19 protein-coding genes are annotated in these 20,193 nt (G+C 28.3%); 6 read left to right on the forward strand and 13 right to left on the reverse strand.

Annotation, left to right across the window (positions count from 1 at the left end):
* Window positions 1-4: 4 nt before the first annotated feature.
* The 4 genes from HBE96_RS09825 to HBE96_RS09840 form a co-directional block, all read right to left on the reverse strand.
* Window positions 5-1,048 carry a cell wall-binding repeat-containing protein gene (locus tag HBE96_RS09825; protein ID WP_169297595.1) on the reverse strand — a complete coding sequence of 348 codons (1,044 nt, stop codon included), beginning with the start codon at window positions 1,046-1,048 and terminating at the stop codon, window positions 5-7.
* Window positions 1,049-1,232: 184 nt separating this feature from the next.
* Window positions 1,233-1,964 carry an ABC transporter permease gene (locus HBE96_RS09830; RefSeq protein WP_169297596.1) on the reverse strand — a complete coding sequence of 244 codons (732 nt, stop codon included), beginning with the start codon at window positions 1,962-1,964 and terminating at the stop codon, window positions 1,233-1,235.
* Window positions 1,965-2,071: 107 nt separating this feature from the next.
* A complete protein-coding gene (locus HBE96_RS09835) occupies window positions 2,072-2,833 on the reverse strand; it encodes an ABC transporter permease (RefSeq protein WP_169297597.1) in 762 nt (253 codons plus the stop codon).
* Window positions 2,830-3,741 carry an ABC transporter ATP-binding protein gene (locus HBE96_RS09840; RefSeq protein WP_169297598.1) on the reverse strand — a complete coding sequence of 304 codons (912 nt, stop codon included), beginning with the start codon at window positions 3,739-3,741 and terminating at the stop codon, window positions 2,830-2,832. Before HBE96_RS09840 ends, HBE96_RS09835 begins: the two co-directional genes overlap by 4 nt.
* A 490-nt stretch (window positions 3,742-4,231) precedes the next feature.
* Here HBE96_RS09840 and HBE96_RS09845 point away from each other — a divergent pair, with 490 nt between their 5' ends.
* From HBE96_RS09845 to HBE96_RS09855, 3 genes are all read left to right on the forward strand, one after another.
* On the forward strand, window positions 4,232-4,948 hold the full coding sequence (locus HBE96_RS09845) for a response regulator transcription factor (RefSeq protein ID WP_169297619.1): 717 nt from the start codon (window positions 4,232-4,234) through the stop codon (window positions 4,946-4,948).
* Window positions 4,949-5,045: 97 nt separating this feature from the next.
* Entirely contained in the window at window positions 5,046-6,458 is a 1,413-nt protein-coding gene (locus tag HBE96_RS09850) for a HAMP domain-containing sensor histidine kinase (protein WP_169297599.1), read from the forward strand.
* A gap of 213 nt (window positions 6,459-6,671) precedes the next feature.
* The gene (locus HBE96_RS09855) at window positions 6,672-7,349 is read left to right on the forward strand and encodes a 5-methyltetrahydrofolate--homocysteine methyltransferase (protein WP_169297600.1); all 678 of its coding nucleotides are present in this window, start codon (window positions 6,672-6,674) and stop codon (window positions 7,347-7,349) included.
* Window positions 7,350-7,439: 90 nt separating this feature from the next.
* Here HBE96_RS09855 and HBE96_RS09860 read toward each other — a convergent pair whose 3' ends face one another.
* Entirely contained in the window at window positions 7,440-7,622 is a 183-nt protein-coding gene (locus tag HBE96_RS09860) for a hypothetical protein (RefSeq protein WP_169297601.1), read from the reverse strand.
* 198 nt (window positions 7,623-7,820) lie between these two features.
* Window positions 7,821-8,198, reverse strand: coding sequence for a response regulator (locus HBE96_RS09865; RefSeq protein WP_169297602.1), 378 nt, complete (start codon window positions 8,196-8,198; stop codon window positions 7,821-7,823).
* 251 nt (window positions 8,199-8,449) lie between these two features.
* On the opposite strand from HBE96_RS09865, the gene HBE96_RS09870 reads away from it, so the two are divergent.
* Window positions 8,450-9,127 carry a TerC family protein gene (locus HBE96_RS09870; RefSeq protein WP_169297603.1) on the forward strand — a complete coding sequence of 226 codons (678 nt, stop codon included), beginning with the start codon at window positions 8,450-8,452 and terminating at the stop codon, window positions 9,125-9,127.
* 128 nt (window positions 9,128-9,255) lie between these two features.
* Here HBE96_RS09870 and HBE96_RS09875 read toward each other — a convergent pair whose 3' ends face one another.
* A complete protein-coding gene (locus tag HBE96_RS09875; RefSeq protein WP_169297604.1) occupies window positions 9,256-11,256 on the reverse strand; it encodes a methyl-accepting chemotaxis protein in 2,001 nt (666 codons plus the stop codon).
* Between the two features lie 220 nt (window positions 11,257-11,476).
* On the opposite strand from HBE96_RS09875, the gene safA reads away from it, so the two are divergent.
* Window positions 11,477-12,097 (forward strand): SafA/ExsA family spore coat assembly protein, encoded by a 621-nt coding sequence (gene safA, locus HBE96_RS09880; RefSeq protein ID WP_169297605.1) that lies wholly within the window; start codon window positions 11,477-11,479, stop codon window positions 12,095-12,097.
* A gap of 67 nt (window positions 12,098-12,164) precedes the next feature.
* On the opposite strand, the gene HBE96_RS09885 is transcribed toward safA, so the two are convergent.
* The 4 genes from HBE96_RS09885 to HBE96_RS09900 form a co-directional block, all read right to left on the reverse strand.
* The gene (locus HBE96_RS09885) at window positions 12,165-13,436 is read right to left on the reverse strand and encodes an L-cysteine desulfidase family protein (RefSeq protein WP_169297606.1); all 1,272 of its coding nucleotides are present in this window, start codon (window positions 13,434-13,436) and stop codon (window positions 12,165-12,167) included.
* 367 nt (window positions 13,437-13,803) lie between these two features.
* Window positions 13,804-15,555, reverse strand: coding sequence for a sigma-54 interaction domain-containing protein (locus HBE96_RS09890; protein WP_169297607.1), 1,752 nt, complete (start codon window positions 15,553-15,555; stop codon window positions 13,804-13,806).
* A gap of 353 nt (window positions 15,556-15,908) precedes the next feature.
* The gene (locus HBE96_RS09895) at window positions 15,909-16,712 is read right to left on the reverse strand and encodes an amino acid ABC transporter substrate-binding protein (protein WP_169297608.1); all 804 of its coding nucleotides are present in this window, start codon (window positions 16,710-16,712) and stop codon (window positions 15,909-15,911) included.
* Window positions 16,713-17,131: 419 nt separating this feature from the next.
* Window positions 17,132-17,401, reverse strand: coding sequence for a hypothetical protein (locus HBE96_RS09900; RefSeq protein WP_169297609.1), 270 nt, complete (start codon window positions 17,399-17,401; stop codon window positions 17,132-17,134).
* Between the two features lie 525 nt (window positions 17,402-17,926).
* On the opposite strand from HBE96_RS09900, the gene HBE96_RS09905 reads away from it, so the two are divergent.
* A complete protein-coding gene (locus HBE96_RS09905) occupies window positions 17,927-18,613 on the forward strand; it encodes a DUF554 domain-containing protein (RefSeq protein ID WP_169297610.1) in 687 nt (228 codons plus the stop codon).
* Window positions 18,614-18,856: 243 nt separating this feature from the next.
* Here HBE96_RS09905 and HBE96_RS09910 read toward each other — a convergent pair whose 3' ends face one another.
* A complete protein-coding gene (locus HBE96_RS09910; RefSeq protein ID WP_169297611.1) occupies window positions 18,857-19,318 on the reverse strand; it encodes a GNAT family N-acetyltransferase in 462 nt (153 codons plus the stop codon).
* 259 nt (window positions 19,319-19,577) lie between these two features.
* Window positions 19,578-20,036: a GNAT family N-acetyltransferase gene (locus HBE96_RS09915; RefSeq protein WP_169297612.1), complete on the reverse strand. Its 459-nt coding sequence runs from the start codon at window positions 20,034-20,036 to the stop codon at window positions 19,578-19,580.
* Window positions 20,037-20,193 lie beyond the last annotated feature (157 nt).

The following is a 20,193-nucleotide window of genomic DNA, read 5'->3' on the forward strand; positions in this document are numbered from 1 at the left end:
TTTTTTAGTTAATCATACTTCTTTTATAAATAGGAGTTATCCAATCCTGAAAATTTTGTGAAATAACTTCTGTTCCACCTATCAATTGTTTATCAGTATTTAACTTTGCATTATTTTTAATATAAGTTACAGCATTCTCTGTTGCAGTAGACAAATCTTTGTCTATTAATAAAAGAGGTGCTGAATATTTTCCAGATATGGCTGAAGCTACAAGTGCATCTGCATACATGTCATCTGGATCTGAAAATTCAGCACTTGCAATATACATTTTATCAAAATTTAAGTCTCTCCAAAATGCATTTAATATATTTAAGTTAGTATCAAACCTATCTTTTCCTCCATCTATTCTTTCAGATGCCCCAAGAACATTATAAATTTTATCATTTACTACTTTATCAGTTCCAATAATTGTAACTTTTGATTTAGTACCCTTTAAAAAGCTAATTGCTGATTTAATTGAAGCTTCATCATTATTTACTAATAATAATATTTCTCCCTTTGCAGCAGCTATCGGTGCTGCCGAAATTGCATCTGAAAATCCTTCACCAGAAACAGCTAAAACATTGTCAGGATTAACACCTAATTCAACTAATTTGTTAGCTACTTTTACATTGGTTTCATATCTTGTGTTTCCACCTAACTCTATTATGTTGTATTTATTTTTAAGATTGTTTCTTATTTTTTCAGAAATTGAAGCAGTTCCACCAACAATGTATATATTCTTTGGTTTTAACATACTAATTGCATTTTCTGCATCTTTACTTAACATATTAGATGTACTTAAAAGTATTGGTGCATCTAATTTTTTAGCTAATGTTGAAGCACTTAACCCATCTGCATATCCTTCTCCTGATGCCAATACCACATTATCACTACCATTTTCCCAATTAGAATTAGCAACTGCAGCAGCTGTACTATACCTATCTGTTCCACTTGTCCTAGTTGTTTTTCCTACAGCTGCTTTAACTGAATTGGTCGATAAAACTGTAACTAAAACTAAAGATGCAACTGCTGCACTTACAAGTGCATTTTTTACTTTAATTTTCATATTATATTCATTTTCCTTTCTAACCTTTTTAAATTAGTTTAATATAAAAAATTTTTTAAACCAATATATAAATATTATATATTTATCCAAAATATATTTCAAATATTAACAAATATGGTTAGAATAAAACAAATCTTAATTGAGTTAATTTTATAATTTAAGGATACCTTTACCTTCTCTTAATCTAAACGTCCCTATTATTAAATTCATACAATCCAACTATTGTAAAGACTATAAACACAACAATTGATATTATATACATATACATTGGACAATAGAAGCTCATACTTCCAGCATTTAATAATACTCTACCAGGATAAGTCCAGGGAAACAGCATCCAATATTTAGTGTTATTAATAAGAATAGATGGAATGGAAAATGCTAAACCAACTCCTAATGGTACAGCAATATTTTTAAACTTCATACTTAAGTAGTATTGAACTCCTATAACAGGTAGCGAAGCTATAATACAAAGTATTGGTGTATATATCAATTCAATTGGCATACTTTGATTACTTGGAGCTATAATTACACCTGCAGAGATGATAAGCAGCATAAGTAGAATAAGATTTAAAGCTACTATACCACATGCCACAAATAATTTAGCTATATATAAATCACTTCTTTTTATAGGTAATGTAAGTATTCTCTTGAAATTGTCATCTGCATTTTCTATTCTAACTAAAATAGCTATAATAATGGTTATAAATAATGCTATAATAAATAATCCATAAAACATAGAACTTTGAGTGTACACCTGTGACCACACATTTTGACCTTTTTCTGTAAAAAGCTGTCTATATCTTAAAAAGTTTGTAAAACCCAATATTACAAAAAACAGTGGAAGAAATATTACTATATTCAATATTTTCGAATGTCTTAACTTTAATAATTCCACTCTGAATACATTTTTCATTTTATTTAACCTCCTACTTTATCCAAATACAAAAATTATTTACTTAATTCTTGCACATAAAATAATTTAACTTAATATAATCATAATTTTTAAACTATGAAATTAACTTATTTAATATCTCTTTTATTAAATTCTATAATTCCTATTACAAGCCATAAAACACCAGATGCTATTCCAAAAAAAGCTGCTGCTTGTGCATCCTTATTTCCTTCTGAAGGCAGTGCTAATATCACATTAGCATAGGGAATTATATACGAAAGTAATTTACTTTGTGCAAACATATAAGCTCCTATACTCCCTGCAAAGCCTACAGCTGCTGATGCCAGCGAATTTTTCATGTAGCAACTTATAAATTGTTGAAAACTTACTACACCTAAAACTGTACACATTTCTAATATTTTATATTTAAAAATCAATGTAGAGTCGCCATTAATGCCAAAGAAATTTTTCACAACCATTATGGATACTCCATTTAAAACTACTAAAATAATTGCAGCTATTAATACTATAATCCATTTTGATATATAAATTCTTCTTCTTTCAACTGGTCTTGCTATTATTTGTTTCCAAGTATTTTCGCTGTATTCCGTATAATTCACAATAACTGCTACTACAACTATAGATAAGTTTATAAGCATAAACCACAAGGTAGCAAGATGATTTTCATAAAGTAAAGCCTCAAGCTTACCATAAATTCCAATCTCAGCTAGGTGCTTTATATGATCATTTGACATTAAAAAACTACCTCTAATATGTAAATCTGCAAATAACATAGCAAACGAAAGAATTGGAATTAAAAAGACTCCCTTCCACAATACTGATCTTTTATATTTCATTAACTCAGATTTTAAAATTGATATGAAGCTCATTTAATTTCTCCTCCTTCAGTAAGGTCAAGAAATATTTCTTCAAGTGACTTTTGTACTTCTACAAATTTAAATATTTTATTACCATCTAATACTAACTGTTTTAAAATATCATCTGCTTCCCTGCCTTCAGGCTTCAAGAAAATATCTTTATCTTTTAACTTAAATTTGCATCCATAATTATTTAATGTATCCATAGTGCCTTGTAAATTCTTTGAGCCTATACAAATTTGCCCCTTACTTTTTGCATGTAATTCATCAAGGGTTCCTTGAAACAATATATTTCCTCTATTTATAATACCAATGTCATCTGCTATGAGTTCAATTTCGCTTAAATTGTGGCTAGATATAATTACTGTCATATCATAAAGTTTTGGAAGTTCCTTAATGAGACCTCTTATTTCATGAATTCCAGATGGATCAAGTCCATTAGTAGGTTCATCTAATATTAAAAGCTCAGGTTTTGATATTAAAGCCTGTGCAATTCCCAATCTCTGCTTCATACCCAATGAAAATTTATTTACCTGTCTATTTTTCCATTCAGTAAGCTTTACCACTTCTAAAACTTCATCAATGTACTTATGGTCAAGTTCTAAAAGTTCTGCCGTTACCTGAAGGTTTTCGTAAGCTGTTAAATTTCCATAATAGGATGGTGCCTCCACCATAGAGCCCACCTTTCTCAAAATATCTATTCTATTTTTTCTCAAATCCATACCAAAAATCTTAACTTGCCCCTTTGTAGGTTTTATAAGTCCCAAAAGCATTCTTATAGTTGTTGATTTTCCTGCACCATTAGGTCCTAAAAAGCCATAAACCCTTCCTTTTTTAACTGTTAAATTTATACCATTTACTGCTTTAAAATCTTTAAATTTCTTTGTCAAATTTGCTGTTTCTATAATTTTTTCTGACATTATTATGCCTCCTTTAATTAACTTGGCATCTGAAAGAAAATAATTAGTCCAGATGCAACGGATATCTTGAGTCAGGCAAGGAAGCAGGTTCCAGAGATAGTTGAACTCTATCTAAGGGTTCTGCCGACGCCGCATGACAGAAAATAGACTAGTAGGTTGACTTATTATTTTTTTGAAGATGCCTTATATGTTTATATACTAAAGGTCCAAGCTTAAATTTCATTTATGGCAACCTTAACGGAACCTTAAAATTTTTCTACTTAATTAAAAAATATGTAAACAATGCTATAATTGTAGTGATTATAATTGGTGATTTAATTAGAATTGAACAATGTTATAATATAAATTTGTTTACAGGGAAAATAATACAAGCCACTAATAACAATGAAATAGCTTTTATTATTTATTAATGTAATTTATGAAAAATAGAATGAAAGGAAAGGAAGTGAATTTTAGTGAGAATGGAATACTTATTCTCATTAAAATATACATGTATAATATTTTAGATAGAAAAATTCTTTTAATTGATGATGAAATAGAACTATTAAAACTTATGGAAACAGTTTTAAAAAAAGAAGGTTTTAGAAGAATATCTAAAGCCACAAATGGAACAGATGGCATAAAAACATGTAAGATAGAAAATCCAGATATAGTAGTCTTGGATGTTATGCTGCCTGATATAGATGGGTTTGAGGTATGTAAACGCATTAGAGAGTTTTCCTTTGTTCCAGTCATTTTTTTATCTGCAAAATCTGACGATGTTGATAAAATTCTTGCTCTTGGCTTGGGTGCAGATGACTATGTAACTAAACCCTTTAGTCCTAAGGAGGTTGCTTTCAGAATAAAGGCACATTTAAGAAGAAATATATACATAAAAAATGAATTGTCTTTAAAGGAAGATAAAACATCCTTTGGTGATATCGTTATTGATTTTCAAAAAGGAGAAGTATTAAAATTGGGCGAAAATATAGTACTCACCCCTAAAGAATATCATTTATTATGTTATATGGCTCAAAATGCTAATCAAATATTAACCAAGCAAATGATATGTAATGAAGTTTGGGACGACGACTATGAAGGATATGACAATACCATAATGGTTCATATGAGAAAACTTAGGCAAAAACTAGAAAAAGATCCTTCTAATCCTGAATATATTACTACAGTTAAAGGACTTGGGTACAAGCTTCATATATCAAAACAATAAGAATTTAATTATGATAAGAAAATTACGCATCCATTTAAAAAGTCCACTTTTATTTTTAAAAAGTCCAATTTTACTTTAACCTTTGAGGTGAAAATATATGAAAATTTTAAATAGAATCAGAACCAATTGGTCCCTTACGACAAAATTTTTAGCAACACTAGTATTTATAATTATAATTGAATTCTTTGTAAACCTTCTTTTTTTAAGATTTACAATTGTATATACAAAAAAAAATTTCAATGCACTTACTTCTGAAGGTTTTACATTAAATTTCTCTGAATATATAGATTTTAAGGATAATAAGCCTTTTGTAATTGAAGATGGAAAAAAGCAAATCTTAGATAATAATACCTGGATTCAAATAATAGATGAAAATCTTAAAGAAGTATACTCCTTTAAGAAGCCAAAGGAAGTTCCTTCCACCTATAAGCCAATAGATTTAGTTCATATTCATAAGTATGATATAGCAAATAGTTCTGTATTTATAAGTGAAAAAAAGTATAATAGTAAAAGTTTTGCTTATATTATAGGCTTTCCTCTTAATCGCGTTGCAAAATATACTTTAACTTTTAATCCAAGTGAGATTAAAAGCTTTTTAGGAGGTGAATTTATTGTTTTAATAGCTATAAACATACTAATTGCAACAATAACCTCCTACTTTATATTTGGAAAAAGAATGGCTAAACCTCTTGATAACATAATAGATGGCATTAACACACTTTCTAAAGGAAACTACGAAATAAATTATTCAGAATATGGAGTTTATAAAAATGTATTTATCAATTTAAATAATTTAAGCAAAACTCTTAAGGAAAATAAAGCTAAAAGAGAAGAAATAGAAAAAATGCGTGAACTCTGGATTTCTTCTATATCCCACGACATAAAAACACCTTTATCTTCTATAAAAGGATATTCTGAAATCATGAAAGACCCTGATTACATTTTTTCCAATGATGAAATTGTTGAGTATTCAGAAATAATATACAATAAATCTGCATACATTCAAACTTTAATAGAAGATTTAAATTTTACTTACAAACTAAAAAATAAAGTAATCCCCCTAAAAAAAGAAAAAATAAATATTACTCTTTTGCTTCAAAATATAATTATAAGCATTTTAAATCATCCTTGTTATTGCAATAGAAATATAAATTTTCACTTTGAAAAAGAAAATATACAAGCTTTTGTGGATGAAAAACTATTTAAAAGAGCATTAAGTAATTTAATCTTTAATGCCTTAGTTCACAATGATAAAAATGTTCAAGTGGATATATCCATTTATGAAAAAGAAAAAGTATATATTACACTAAAGGATAATGGTAAGGGTATAGCTAAAAAAGATTTAGATTACATTTTTGAAAAATACTATAGAGGTACAAATACTAATACATCAATTGAAGGTTCTGGCTTAGGCATGGCAATTTCCAAACAAATAGTAGATGCTCATGGAAGTCAAATATACGTAGAAAGTATTTTAGGTGTAGGTACTACTATATGTATAATCCTGTAGTTTTATGTATTTTTATAAAAATTAGCAGCATTGTATAGAATGACATTTTTGCAAGTCCAAGTCCAATTTTAACCTTATTGGCACCTAAATTGGCCTTTTTAACATATAATTTTAGTATTTTTGAAATAATCAATATATACTCTTGCAATTTTGTGTTTATTTAATTATAATATATTTATGGTTAATAATAAATATAAATACGAGGTGAGGCTTATGTACATTATTTCTGATTTTAAATTTCAATTGAATAAAACTAAGATTATTAATGCAGTTAAGTCTTATTGCCAAACACCTCCTTATGAGGAATTGAGCAAAATCTACGATGACTTACTTCCTATGTTAAGAGAAATTTCTAAACCTATTGGTATTTTTAAAATAGATAATCAAAATGAGGAACTAAATTCAACTGTGATCAATAAATGTTCTCATATAGTTTATTCTTTAGTAACCATTGGAGAAGGTTCTGTAAAAAAAGTGGATAACTTTTTTGAAGAAGGTAAATTTTACGAAGCTGTATTACTAGATGCTATGGCTAGTTCTTACCTTTTCAATGTAAGCTCAGAACTTTTTAATTCTATATATAAAACCACTAAAGACATGAATTTAGGTCTTACTTGTAAAATTGCTCCAGGGGATGGAGAAATTGATTTAGAATACCAAAAAAATATAGTAAATAAATTCAATAATGAAGATATTCATGGCATAAGTGTCATTGATAAATATATGCTTTATCCTTCTAAATCCATGTCCTATGTTTATGGTGCTGATGCAAGTATAGCTTTTAATCGCAAAGATCATTCCTGTGCAAACTGCTATAATACTTTCTGCACTATGAGAGATACTTCAGGTAGTATTAAAGGTCCCTTTTTAAAAGAATCAAACTGCGCTTAAAAAATTTGAGGATGGAAAAATTTTCATTCTCTTTTATACTTCATTTATTTTATTATTTACTGCAGCTATTTTTATTTTGAATTTTCTATTTCAGTAATCATCTTTTTCTATTCTTCTACTATAATTCTTCCATCGTTTACAATCATATCCTTTACAATTATCAAAAATACTCCTGTTTGCTAAAGCATGCATTACAAATATTGGGACAGACAGCGTATTAAGCATTATATAAATAGCTTCCATAAAAGGTTTAGTTCCTAAATCAGTTACCAAAACGTGAATATGAATTATCTCCCAACCCGCTGAAAATGCAACCCATTTTATAATACTCTCATTATCTAACTTTTTAAGAGTAAACTTAGTTTTATATACAATAATAGAAGCTATGATTGAAGATAGAATAGTTAAAGTAACACATCCTAATGTAATCCACCCTCCTTATGCATATTATTGATTTTTTATGAAAAACTTTCACGTATTATCTACTTTCTTATGTAAAATAGCCTTTTCTACCTCATCTATTAATGCATCTTCATCAAAAGGTTTTATTACAAAACCTCTAGCACCTAATTCTATAGCTTCCTTTATGAAAGCTTTTTGTCCCATAGATGAGCATACAATTATTTCTGCCTTAGGATCTATTTTCATAATTTCCTTTATGGCTTCTAACCCTGACATTTCATTCATCATTAAGTCCATGGTAACTACATCAGGTTTTAATTCTTTATATTTAACTATAGCTTCCTTACCATTAGCAGCTTCGGCCAGTATATTTATTCCATGCTTATTGAATATTTTCGTTATTAAACTTCTCATAAACATAGAGTCATCTACTATTAGTACACCCATAATAAAGCTTTTCTCCTTCAGTTTTCTAGTTTGTTATATCCACATCATTCTTCCAAACTTATATTTTAACCTTCCATAATATATTAAAACAAATTTCAAATTTTTTCAAATATCACTTTTATTTAATTATTATCTACCAATAACTGTATTTAACAGTCATCTATCATCTATTCTTTTTTCTGTTTTTATGCTACAATTTATATTATCCTAGTTATTAACTACTACTGTTAAACAAATGGAGTGATGAAAAAATGGATAACTTAATAACATGCATAATTGGAGCTTTTCAAATTACTCTTTTAGACATAGTGCTTAGTGGTGACAACATAGGCGTTATAGCTTTAGCCACTAAAGATTTACCTGAAAAATATGCTAAAAAAGCTTCTGCTATAGGAGTATTTGCTGCAGTTACACTACGAATAATATTTACATGTTTTGTAACATACATTCTCTTAATAGAATGGCTTCCTATAAAATTAGTAGGCGGACTTCTTCTTATTAAAATAACCTGGGACTTTATAAAACCCAGCGATAATAATGAAACTGCTCGCGTAAACCATTCTAATAAATTTATTGGTGCCATTTGGAGCATAATCATAGCAGATGCCACTATGAGCTTAGATAATGTGCTTGCTATTGCCGCGGCAGCTAATGGCAACATAGTACTTGTTATATTTGGACTTATACTCAATATACCAATTATATTTTTCGGGAGCCAATATGTATCAAAGCTAATGAAAAAATATCCTATTGTCATATATCTAGGTGGTGCAATTCTTGCTCATACATCTTTTAAAATGATTTTGCAGGATAAGCTTTTAATCCCTTTTATACCTAATATAATTGCACTTTTAATTCCAAATATTGCTGCAATTTTAACTATACTTTATGGATTTTACATAGTAAAAAGAACAGTAAGCAGTAACTAGATTTTATATAATAAGAGGCTGACGCATTAAGAAATTTATATACAATATATTGCTTTGAAAATTAATGACAAACGCAATATGTTGTAATGTTTATTCTCAGTGCCGCAGCCTCTTATTATCCTTATATTTTAAATATTAAACTTTTCTACTAGAGAATTTAGTCCATTAGCAAGCTTTTCCAACTCTAATGATGCTTCTACTACACTTTCAAGTCCCAAAGCTTGTTCATGAACAGAAGCAGTTACTTCCTCTGTAGTTGCTGCTATTTCCTGAGACACAGAACTTACATTTTCCACTTGAGTTAAAACTGAATCTTTATGTGAGTTTATTTGTTTTAATGAATTATCTACAACTGAAACACTTTCTTCCAGCTTCTCTATAGAACCATATATATTCTTAAATGATTTATTAGTTAATTCCATAGTTTCACCTACTGTTTTACCTAATGATACTGTACTTTCCATCTTACTTAGAAGCTTACTTACATTTTCCTTTATTTCAGTTATAACTTTACTTATTCTAAGTGCTGATTCTTCAGACTGCTCTGATAGATCTTTAACTTCACCAGCAACAACAGCAAATCCCTTTCCAGCCTCTCCTGCACGAGCTGCTTCGATACTAGCATTTAAAGCTAAAAGATTAGTTTGCTCTGTTATAGAAGCTATAGTTTCCGTTATCATACTAATCTCATTAGACTTTTCTGCCAATCTTTTTATTTGCTCTGCTACTTCTTCATTGGATTTAGAAGTTGCCTTAAAATTATCACTCAATTCACGAACTACTTTGGTTCCATCTTCAGTTGATTTCTTTACATCCCCAGATATTTTCACCATATGGTTAGCTTTTTCCATTGAGATTTCAACTTCATTTCCAAGCTTAATTGTTAGAACTTCACTTTCATTCATAGATTGTGCTTGATTAACTGCCCCCTCTGATATTTCGGAAACTACTTTTGATATTTCTTCTCCCGCTTTATGAGAAGTTTCAGATATATGTTTAAGAGCATTTGATGATGTATTAATATTACCAGAAACATTTTTTATATTACTTATTATATCTACCATCTCGTCCCTAAGCACATTTACACTATCTGTTATAATTTCAACTTCATATATAGTATTTTTTTCTTTAATTACCCTACATGAAAAGTCTCCATCCTGCATTTTATTAAGTACTTTTTCTAATTCTATAAACGGATTAGTTATTGACTTTGAAAATACACTTCCAACAAAGGATAAAACTAAAAATGAAATTAAAGAAATTAAAACTGTAATATTTCTTACATGATTAACTCTTGCAGTTAATTCACTTTTAGGTATAAGTGCTGCAGTTACCCATCCTGTAGAACTATCCTTCATAGTGCATATTCTAAAACTTGAGCCATTTATACTGTCCTCATATATATTATTATCAGGATTTAACATAACCTTAGAAATCCATGGTAAATCTTTAGCATTTTTCCTAAACAGCGATTTATCCTTACTTCCTATAACATCTCCCTGACTATCTAATAATAAAGTATATCCACCAGTTCCAATTTTCTTATCAGAAATTAATTTTGACAGATTATCCAGCTTTATATCCATTGCAGCTACCCCTAATGTTTGTCCGCTAGAAGGGTCTTTAACTACCTTAGCAAAAGTTACCTCTAAATTTCCCTTTTGGGCAGCATCTTCATATGGGTCTGTTATAGCAACCTTTCCATCTTTACTTATTGCATTCTTATACCAATCCCTATATCTTGGATCAAAGCCTTCTGGAAGCTGTTGAGAAGGTGCTAATATCATACTACCTGCAGCATTTGCCATATAAGCATTGGTTACATCCTTATGAGCTTTTACAAATCCATTTAAATTTTGAAATAAAATTTTTCCGTAATCTGGATTTGAAGCAGTATTATAATCATTAGCTTCATTTATTATCATTTCCAGGGATTCCATATTTTTTTTACTTTCTTTATTTATAATGCTGCTTATTTCTTGAGAATTACTTTTAAGTATTGTATCAAAATCCTCCTCAAAAGATTGGCTTTGAGATATGTAACTATAAATACCTACTATTAACAATGGTATTAATGTAGCAAAACACAATAAAGTTATAATACTTTTTCTAAGGGTTTTTTTGTTCATGATATACCTCCTTATTAGCTGTTAATTTGAAAAAGTCTGAATTTTGTAATATTTTACATTTTTTTATTAACTACTATTATATCAAAATAAAAAAGTTTTACAAATTATATTTTTAAGTAAAATATATTTAATTGTGTTTTCTATTGGTACTAATAACACTATATACATGCCATAAAAACTTATCTATATTCAAAATATATAGGTGAGGTAGGTGATTTTCTTGAAAAAAAAATTTATTACATTATGTACATTTGTGTTTCTATTGGTAGGCTGCAGTAAAGCGTATGCTCAAAATACAACCTATACTGTACTACCAGGAGATAGTATGTGGAAAATTGCAGTTAAATTTGAAGTTGGATTAAGTGAGATTATATCTTTAAATCCTCAAATTAGCAATCCATCTATGATTTTACCAGGACAAAAGCTAACTATACCAAATATTCAAGATGTAAAAACTATTGAGAATAAAGTTATATCTTTGGTAAATGCAGAAAGATCAAAATCTGGATTGCAGCCTTTTAAAACCAATTGGGAGCTTTCAAGAATTGCAAGATATAAATCCCAAGATATGATAAATAAAAATTACTTTTCACATACATCGCCAACTTATGGTTCTCCATTTAATATGATAGAAAACTTTGGCATAAAGTTTTCTGCAGCTGGTGAAAATATAGCTATGGGTCAAAGAACTGCTGAAGAAGTTATGAATTCCTGGATGAATTCTCCAGGACACAGAAGCAATATTTTAAACCCTACTTACACCGAAATAGGTGTAGGACTAGCAAAAAATGCAAATGGTCAGTGTTATTGGACCCAAATGTTTATAAAACCTATGTACTAATTAAATACTCAACTTTCACAAATTGAAATCTATCCAAACTGTGAAAGTTGAGTTATAAATATGATTTTTAACTACATACTTTCATCATTACATCTAAAATTACATCATCAGTATTAGACATACCTTCATTAGATACTCTTCCTAAATTTTGTATTGTCTTCTCCGCTGATTTATCTAATATTCCATCATTACATGGTATAAATATATTTTTCATTGCCATTTTAGCTGCATCTAATGCTGCTGTTACTGATATTGAAAGCTTATAAGAACATCCTATTTTAGCACCATCACATATCATACCTGTGATACCTGCTGACATATTCTTTATTGCTCCTTCTATTTGTTTTAAACTGCCACCCCACATATAAGTAAGTCCTGCTGCTGCACCTACTCCTGCAGCTACACCGCAACCACATACTGGTGATAATGCTCCTGTATAAGTTTTTATATAAACAGTTACTAAATGACTTAAAGCTACAGCTCTAACTATTTTTTCTTTTTCTATTTTTTGACCTTCTCCCATAATTGCTATTGGAAGTATAGCTACTAATCCATGATTTCCGCTTCCTGCACTACTCATAACTGGTAAAGGGTGTCCTGTCATTCTAGCTTCTGAAGCTGCTGATGTTATAGCTTTAGCATAGGTTTCTAAGTCCTGCTTGTCTCCCTTAAGCATATTTCCAAGACCTATTCCTAAATTATACTTTAAATCTTCCTCTCCAACTCTCTTGTTCATTACTATTCCTTCGTTTATAAACTCTATATCACTAAAACCTACTGTATCTACAAATTCTTTCATATCTCCAATAGTAAATTCTCTTATTCTATCTCTTAAAGAAGGTTTGGCAGTTTCTTCTTTTTCTTCCTTTTTAGAAATACATTCGCCATTTTTCTCTACTAGTACTACATTTAAATGTGTTTTCTTAATAACTACTCTTGAAGTATTATTTTTTCCTTTAGCTACTATTTCAATATAAAGCCCTGAAACATCCTTCTTTAAACTCAAAGTAATCATATTTTTATCTATTAATTCTAATGCCTTATCTAAACTTTCATTTGTAACTTCTTTTAAAACTTCAAGCTTATATTCTGATTTTCCTACAATTAAAGCTAATGCAGCTGCAACTACATTTCCTTTTTCACTTGTTCCAGGTATTCCTACTTCTTTTCCATTTTTTAAAACATTTCTATCTACATAAATATCTAATGATTCCACTTGTTCTTCTAGTGTTTCTTTAGCTATAGCTGTAGCATAAGCAACAGCTGTTGGTTCTGTGCATCCAAGAGCTGGAACCACTTGATCCTTCAAAATACTTATTAATAATTTATCATTTTTCATATTAAAATACCTCCTAATGTACAATTACTTATTTATTAAGCAAATATCATTCCAAACTTATTATATTAATTTAAAACATAGGAAATTAAGTGTTTTCAACATTAGCAGGTATTGATAATTTTATTTACAACTTTTTGTAAACCCTTTTTTCTCAAAAACAAGAATTAAAAGTAACCGTAAATGTAAACGGTATTACATAAATAAATGTTTAGTTTGTATATAGCTTAAATTTCACCTTTATTTCATCTGAATTTATCCATGCATAAAGCCATTTTCAATGTTTTACAATATTATACCAAACGTTTGTAAAATAGACATTTTTTTATTTCTCAAAAATGATAATTAATTATTATTTTTGAGAAGCCTATTATTCTTCTAATTTTCTATACAATGTTGCAGTACTTATTTTTAACTTTTTCGCTATCATTTTTTTTGAATCTGTATCAGATCCATAATGCTCTATATATTTATTTATTATTTTTCTTTCATAGTCATCTACCATTTCCTTAAGTCCCTTATCTTCTATATCTGTATCATTATCTTCTATCATTCTTTTTTTGATTGTATCGCCAGTTATATATTTAGTTCTTTCAAAATTAATAGCATACTCAATTAAGTTTTGAAGTTCCCTTACATTTCCAGGCCATGAATATGATATTAAAGCTTTCTTTGCTGATTCTGAAAATCCTTCTATCTCCTTCCCATATATCTTATTATATCTATTTAAAAAGTACATAGAAAGTTTTAAAATATCAGAAGATCTTTCCCTTAATGCAGGAATATTTATAGGAATAACATTTAACCTATAAAATAAATCCCTTCTAAATTCATTTCTCTCTACCATTTTATATAAATTTTTATGGGTAGCTGCTAAAATTCTAGGATTAACTTTTATAGTGTTTACTCCCCCTACTCTAATAAGTTCTTTTTCTTCAAGTACCCTTAAAAGTTTGACCTGCATATGAAGTGGAAGATCTCCTATTTCATCTAAAAATATAGTTCCATCCTTAGCTATTTCAAACTTCCCCATTTTGCCATTATTGCTAGCTCCAGTAAAAGCTCCTTTTTCATACCCAAACAATTCGCTTTCCACTAAACTATCAGGTATAGCTCCACAATTTATAGGCATAAATATTTCATTTCTTCTCTGGCTTTCAAAATGAATAGCTCTTGCAAAAAGTTCCTTTCCTGTACCGCTCTCTCCTAATAGTAATACCGGTACATCCTGTTTTGCTATATGCTTTGCCTGATCCTTAACTGCCGAAAATATATTACTATTACCTATAATATCATCAAATGAAAATACAGAATGTTTTCCACTAATTTTCAAAACAGATTGTTGCAGTTTATTAAAGTCCTTAAAAGTAATTACAGCTCCTGAAACTTCATTGTTTACCTTTATGCACTTAGATGTTACGAGAAAATTGTATCTTAACTTTCCAATACTTATACCTACAGATTCTTCTTCTAAATAATATTCAGCTCCTATAAATTTATTTATAAACTTATCAGGAAGTATTAAGTTTATATTTTTGCCAATTATATCTGAAGACTTCAAATTAAACTTATCAATAATATAAGTATTTAAATTTAATATTTTATTTTCCTTATCTATTATAATTATTCCTTCATTTACGGAGTTAATTACAGTTAAAAGTTCTTTTGATTTATATTCTAATTTGTTATTAAAAGTTTTTTCTTTTATTCTAGATGATATAAGATCTCCTAATCTTTTTTCAAAGTCCTTATAAATATCCTGCTTTTGCAAAAATGCTTCTTTTTGTTCTTCCTCAAAGATAATCATACCTATGACGCCTTCTACTTTATCATCAATTATAATTGGAAAACAAATTTCTGCTTTTTCATCACACTGTTCTTTAGAGCTGCAGATTGTACATTCACTACAAAGCTTAGGATCATCAACAAAATAAGGCTGTCTTGTAATTATAGACTTTTGAAAAACGGAATTTTTAGGCACTTTGTGTCCTATTTTATCCTTAAATTTTCCTGTACCTGCTATTCTAGATAAATTTTTATCCATAATAGTTATATCAATGCCAATTACTGCCTTTATAACTTCAGCAATTTCTTGAAGTTCATCTTTTATTTGATGTATCATAAAGTTTATTCACTTCCCCTTTCAGAATAGCATAAAAATATCATCTTATTTATATATATATTGTTCAATAATTATTCTCGATTAATGCTTACTGTAATTGATTCATTTACAATTATTATGCATTATACAGTATAACACTTATTTTGACTAAAAATAACCCAATTTGTCCAAAAAATGCTATTTGTGAAAAATAAGCTTTAAGTCTTTTGATATTTTACTCTGTTAGAAACCGTTAAAATTAAGTTTTGTTGTGAAAAATAAAAAATTCTTATATAATAAAAATAAACTACTGTTTTATAAGTATATTTAAATACTTATAAAACAGTAGTTTTAGTTTACTACTTTAATTAAACTTATTTATATATATCATATCCAAACCACTTAATTGAAAGTTTTGTAAGAGTTCCATCTTTTTTTAATTCATCTAAAGCTTTTTGAAGTGCATCTTTAAGTTCTTTATTTTCCTTTTTAACGCCTATTCCTTCTGGTTCTTTAGTTAATTTTTCAGTAAGTATTTTGTAAGTTCCTGCTTCTTTCTTAGCATAATATCCTCCAACTTGGCCATCAACTATTAATGCATCTACTCTTCCTATAGATAAATCGTGGAAAGCTTCTGTTACCTTATCATACTTTTTAACTTCTTTAGATCCTTCAATTTTATTAGCTGCCTGCTCACCAGTTGATCCTAACTGAGCTGATAATATCTTTCCCTTTAGATCTGCCTTTCCCTGTATAGCACTACCATTTTTAACTATAATTATCTGACCACCATCTACATAAGGTCCAACAAAATCTATTTCCTTTTTTCTTTCATCTGTAATACTCATAGCTGCTATTATAGCATCAAATTTTCCTGATTTAAGTGCTAATACTATTCCATTGAAGTCTGTAGTTACAGGCTCATACTTAACACCTAACTTTTTAGCTAGTTCTTTACCCATATCTATATCAAAACCAACTAATTCATTTTTCTCATCTCTAAATTCCATTGGTGGATAAGAATCATCTAATCCTATCTTTAAAACACCTGAATCTTTAACTTTTTGAAGTGAATCTGTTTTTTGAGTAGTGGATGTACCACTATTAGTTTTCGAGCATCCTGCAAATAAAGACATAGTCATTATTGCCGTTAAAATTATTGCTGATACCTTTTTCATAATTATATCCTCCTCTTAAAATATATCATTTAATTTGTATTAAAATATATTATCTACTTTTTATAAACATCATATCCAAACCATTTTATTGAAAGTAACTACATTAAAAATATATTCAACAATAATTACTGCGGATTTTTTTCATAATAAAGCTTCTAATGTTTATTTTTTTATAATTATACAAGAATTATTATAATTATGCAATATATTTTTATAAATTTATTTTTAGACAAAAAAATAAACTGGTACCTAAAATACCAGTAACCCTATTCAATACCATAACCCCCTGTACTTTACATGATCTAAAGTGCATTAGGGTTTTAATTTAACTACATAATCACTTTATAAAAATATTTTTAATATACAATATTTTATGAAAAAGTATACATTAGTATTGCCTATATATAATATTTTTCATTTTAAATTCCTTTTGGAATAAAAGCTACATTATAATTTATAGATGCATTCTTTAAGAGGGGTTTGTCTACAGTTACATTCTTAACTTCTTCTAAGCTTTTAGCTGAAAATACTACTGTTCCACCTTTTCTATTATAAAATCCTCCACCTATTAAATACTTATTACCGCTTACCTTACCATTATTAACTCTAGTTCCACCAGGTTTTACTTCCTCTTTTTTTGATTCCACCGATGTATAATTAATTCTTACAAAAACATTATATTTATCCATAATTAATCCCCCGTTCCTTTATTGGGTAATTCCACTTCAATTAAGTTTCTTAATATATTTATATTATAGCGAACGTTTGTTCGATAGTCAAGTTTTTTATATTATTTTGCGACAATAATGCTTACCCTATGCCTAAATATTAGAATTTTCCTCATAATTTGTTCAATAATTGTCTGTTGTAATACTCAATATTCTTAATTTAAATATTAAAACCATTATCATTTACAACCATTATATGATTTCAAAAACAAATTTATGCTATAAATTATTTTTACCATAGCTTTTATTCATAACATTTCCATCATACATAATAAAAGTGATTTAGAATTTTTATGTTGTGCTAATATATGATACACCCCTTAATAGATTATTCTAAGACTCGGATTAAGAGATATATTTATCTTCATCAAACTCCGACTAAATGTAATAATTACTTGATTAAAAATGTATTTTAACAAAAAATAACATAGCTTTTTATTTCTTTTTTGATAAAATGTACTTATATTTATTTTTAGGGGGGGTTTTATGTTCGGTACTATCGTTAATTTTTTTGCTATAATAATTGGAAGTATAGTAGGAATGGTTTTAAAGAAAGGAATATCCGAAAAAGTAAGTACTACAGTAATGCATGGTTTATCTCTATGTATAATTTTTATAGGAATTTCCGGTTTCATAAAAGTATCTAACTTCATTCTTATTATAATATCCATAGCATTAGGTACTCTTATGGGAGAACTTATTGATTTGGATAACATGATTAAGAAATTAGGAGATGTCATAGAAAATAAGTTTAAAGGAAAAGATGTAAAAATATCAGAGGGGTTTGTAACTTCAAGTTTATTATTTTGTATAGGTTCTATGGCTATAGTTGGATCACTAGAAAGCGGTCTTCAGGGAAATCATAAGATACTTTTTGCAAAATCCATAATTGATGGAATATCTTCTGTTATTTTTGCATCTTCTCTTGGGTTTGGAGTATTACTTTCATCCTTCTCGGTTCTACTTTATCAAGGTAGTATAACAATTGCGGCTTCTTTTTTGAAACCTCTTTTAACTCAATCAGTAATTACAGATATGACTGCCATAGGAAGTATTCTCATCATGGGATTAGGCTTTAATATGCTTAATATAACAAAAATAAAAGTAGCAAATTTACTTCCCGCAATTTTTATTCCAGTTCTATACCAGATTATCATGAATGTAGTAAAGTAAAAATATTGCGAAACAATATTTTTAGATGACAAAGGACAGAGTATAATGAAGTAGGAAAATTCACCTTCATTGTTCTCTGTCCTTTGTCAATTGTACTTTAAAAAGTTGTGTAGTAAATACAGCACTTTTAATTATGATGAATTGCTTATTTTATACATTTACAATTTATCTACAATCTCAGTACCAACCACAGCACTGCATCTATAAAATCCTTCATTTTTATTTTCTATATAAAAATACTTTTTATAAATATTTTTTGAATCCTTTGACAACATCGTTATTATATCCTATGGATTCATAAAATTTATGAGCACCTTTTCTGCAGAAAGCCGATACTAGCATTGTAAAATAACAGTCTTCCTTCCTGGCAATATCCTCAATAAAACTCATTAGTGCTTTTCCAATTCCCATTCTCCTACAGTTACTTTTTACTATTACATTATCAACAACCATAAATGGCTTACAATCACCTGCAATATCTTGGCAAATAATTCCTAACAATGAACCAACTAGATTATTATCGTCATCTTTTGCCCCAACTAGTATATAGTTCTTATTTGAATCAATAAATTCAAACTTATTCTTAAGCTTTTTAGAATCTGCCTTTTTATTCAAAAGTTGTTCATATAAATTGTTTAAATCATTTAAATCATGGTATGTTATTTTACCTATAGTAATCAAGTTTATTTCACATCCTTTTCTCAATTCTCATCTCACAATATATTATAATTTAGGACTTTAGATTTTTTATTGCTTTTACTGCTATAGATATTGAAAAAAGTGCTTTTATGTAATATTTATAAAATTCTTCTAATCTTCTACATAAATTGTTTATATAAATATGCTTTTTACGTTATCATCAATTGATAAAGCATTTTTTGATCTAATAGAACTGCTTTCTGAAATAAAAAAAATAGAGCTATATAAATTATAGTTCTAATTTCACATGCAATTTTAAATAAAATCATATAAACTTATAATACATTTCTCCAGTTACATCCTTAAACCCATACTTTTCATATAATTTTCTACCATCATCAGTTGAATTTAAAGTAACTTTCTTATAACCTAATTTTTTTGCATACTCCATAATATTAATTAGAAGTTTGTTTGCTATACCCTTATTTCTATATTTCGGAACAGTATACATGTCTGTAATTAATGCCTTTTTTCCATCTAAGTTGAAAAGTGACGGACAAATATTATAGAAACACATAATACTCACTGCAACAATATTTTCGTTTTCCTCATCTAAAAATGCTGCAATTTTTCCATTTAATAAATTTTCATTATAATAACATTTTAACACTTGCGAATATTTTTCCCAATTGTAATTTTCAATATTCTTTTTTGCTTCTTTGAGCAATTGTATTCTTAATTTTACAAGGTTATCTATATCATTAATCGTTGCTGTTCGTATCACCTATATTCCTCCTATAAAATTCATGTTAATTAGTCGCTTGCGGAATTCCGCAAGCGCTGATTTTCCTAACTTTTTAGCCGTTAGGCTTTTATATTTTCCTCCACTATGAAATAATAAATGTTATCACCCAAAATAATAGAACATAGAGGAGGAGAAC

The sequence above is a fragment of the Clostridium muellerianum genome, assembly GCF_012926525.1.
In the GTDB taxonomy this organism is placed as follows: Bacteria; Bacillota; Clostridia; order Clostridiales; family Clostridiaceae; genus Clostridium_AM; species Clostridium_AM muellerianum.

What these genes read in the sequence shown, in the direction of transcription:
- HBE96_RS09830 (WP_169297596.1), bottom strand. Translation starts at nt 1,964, where the DNA reads ATGAAAAATGTATTCAGAGTGGAATTATTAAAGTTAAGACATTCGAAA.
- HBE96_RS09850 (WP_169297599.1), top strand. Translation starts at nt 5,046, where the DNA reads ATGAAAATTTTAAATAGAATCAGAACCAATTGGTCCCTTACGACAAAA.
- HBE96_RS09905 (WP_169297610.1), top strand. Translation starts at nt 17,927, where the DNA reads ATGTTCGGTACTATCGTTAATTTTTTTGCTATAATAATTGGAAGTATA.
- HBE96_RS09855 (WP_169297600.1), top strand. Translation starts at nt 6,672, where the DNA reads ATGTACATTATTTCTGATTTTAAATTTCAATTGAATAAAACTAAGATT.
- HBE96_RS09845 (WP_169297619.1), top strand. Translation starts at nt 4,232, where the DNA reads ATGTATAATATTTTAGATAGAAAAATTCTTTTAATTGATGATGAAATA.
- HBE96_RS09865 (WP_169297602.1), bottom strand. Translation starts at nt 8,198, where the DNA reads ATGGGTGTACTAATAGTAGATGACTCTATGTTTATGAGAAGTTTAATA.
- HBE96_RS09840 (WP_169297598.1), bottom strand. Translation starts at nt 3,741, where the DNA reads ATGTCAGAAAAAATTATAGAAACAGCAAATTTGACAAAGAAATTTAAA.
- HBE96_RS09885 (WP_169297606.1), bottom strand. Translation starts at nt 13,436, where the DNA reads ATGAAAAATGATAAATTATTAATAAGTATTTTGAAGGATCAAGTGGTT.
- HBE96_RS09875 (WP_169297604.1), bottom strand. Translation starts at nt 11,256, where the DNA reads ATGAACAAAAAAACCCTTAGAAAAAGTATTATAACTTTATTGTGTTTT.
- HBE96_RS09890 (WP_169297607.1), bottom strand. Translation starts at nt 15,555, where the DNA reads ATGATACATCAAATAAAAGATGAACTTCAAGAAATTGCTGAAGTTATA.
- HBE96_RS09900 (WP_169297609.1), bottom strand. Translation starts at nt 17,401, where the DNA reads ATGGATAAATATAATGTTTTTGTAAGAATTAATTATACATCGGTGGAA.
- HBE96_RS09870 (WP_169297603.1), top strand. Translation starts at nt 8,450, where the DNA reads ATGGATAACTTAATAACATGCATAATTGGAGCTTTTCAAATTACTCTT.
- HBE96_RS09825 (WP_169297595.1), bottom strand. Translation starts at nt 1,048, where the DNA reads ATGAAAATTAAAGTAAAAAATGCACTTGTAAGTGCAGCAGTTGCATCT.
- HBE96_RS09835 (WP_169297597.1), bottom strand. Translation starts at nt 2,833, where the DNA reads ATGAGCTTCATATCAATTTTAAAATCTGAGTTAATGAAATATAAAAGA.
- HBE96_RS09895 (WP_169297608.1), bottom strand. Translation starts at nt 16,712, where the DNA reads ATGAAAAAGGTATCAGCAATAATTTTAACGGCAATAATGACTATGTCT.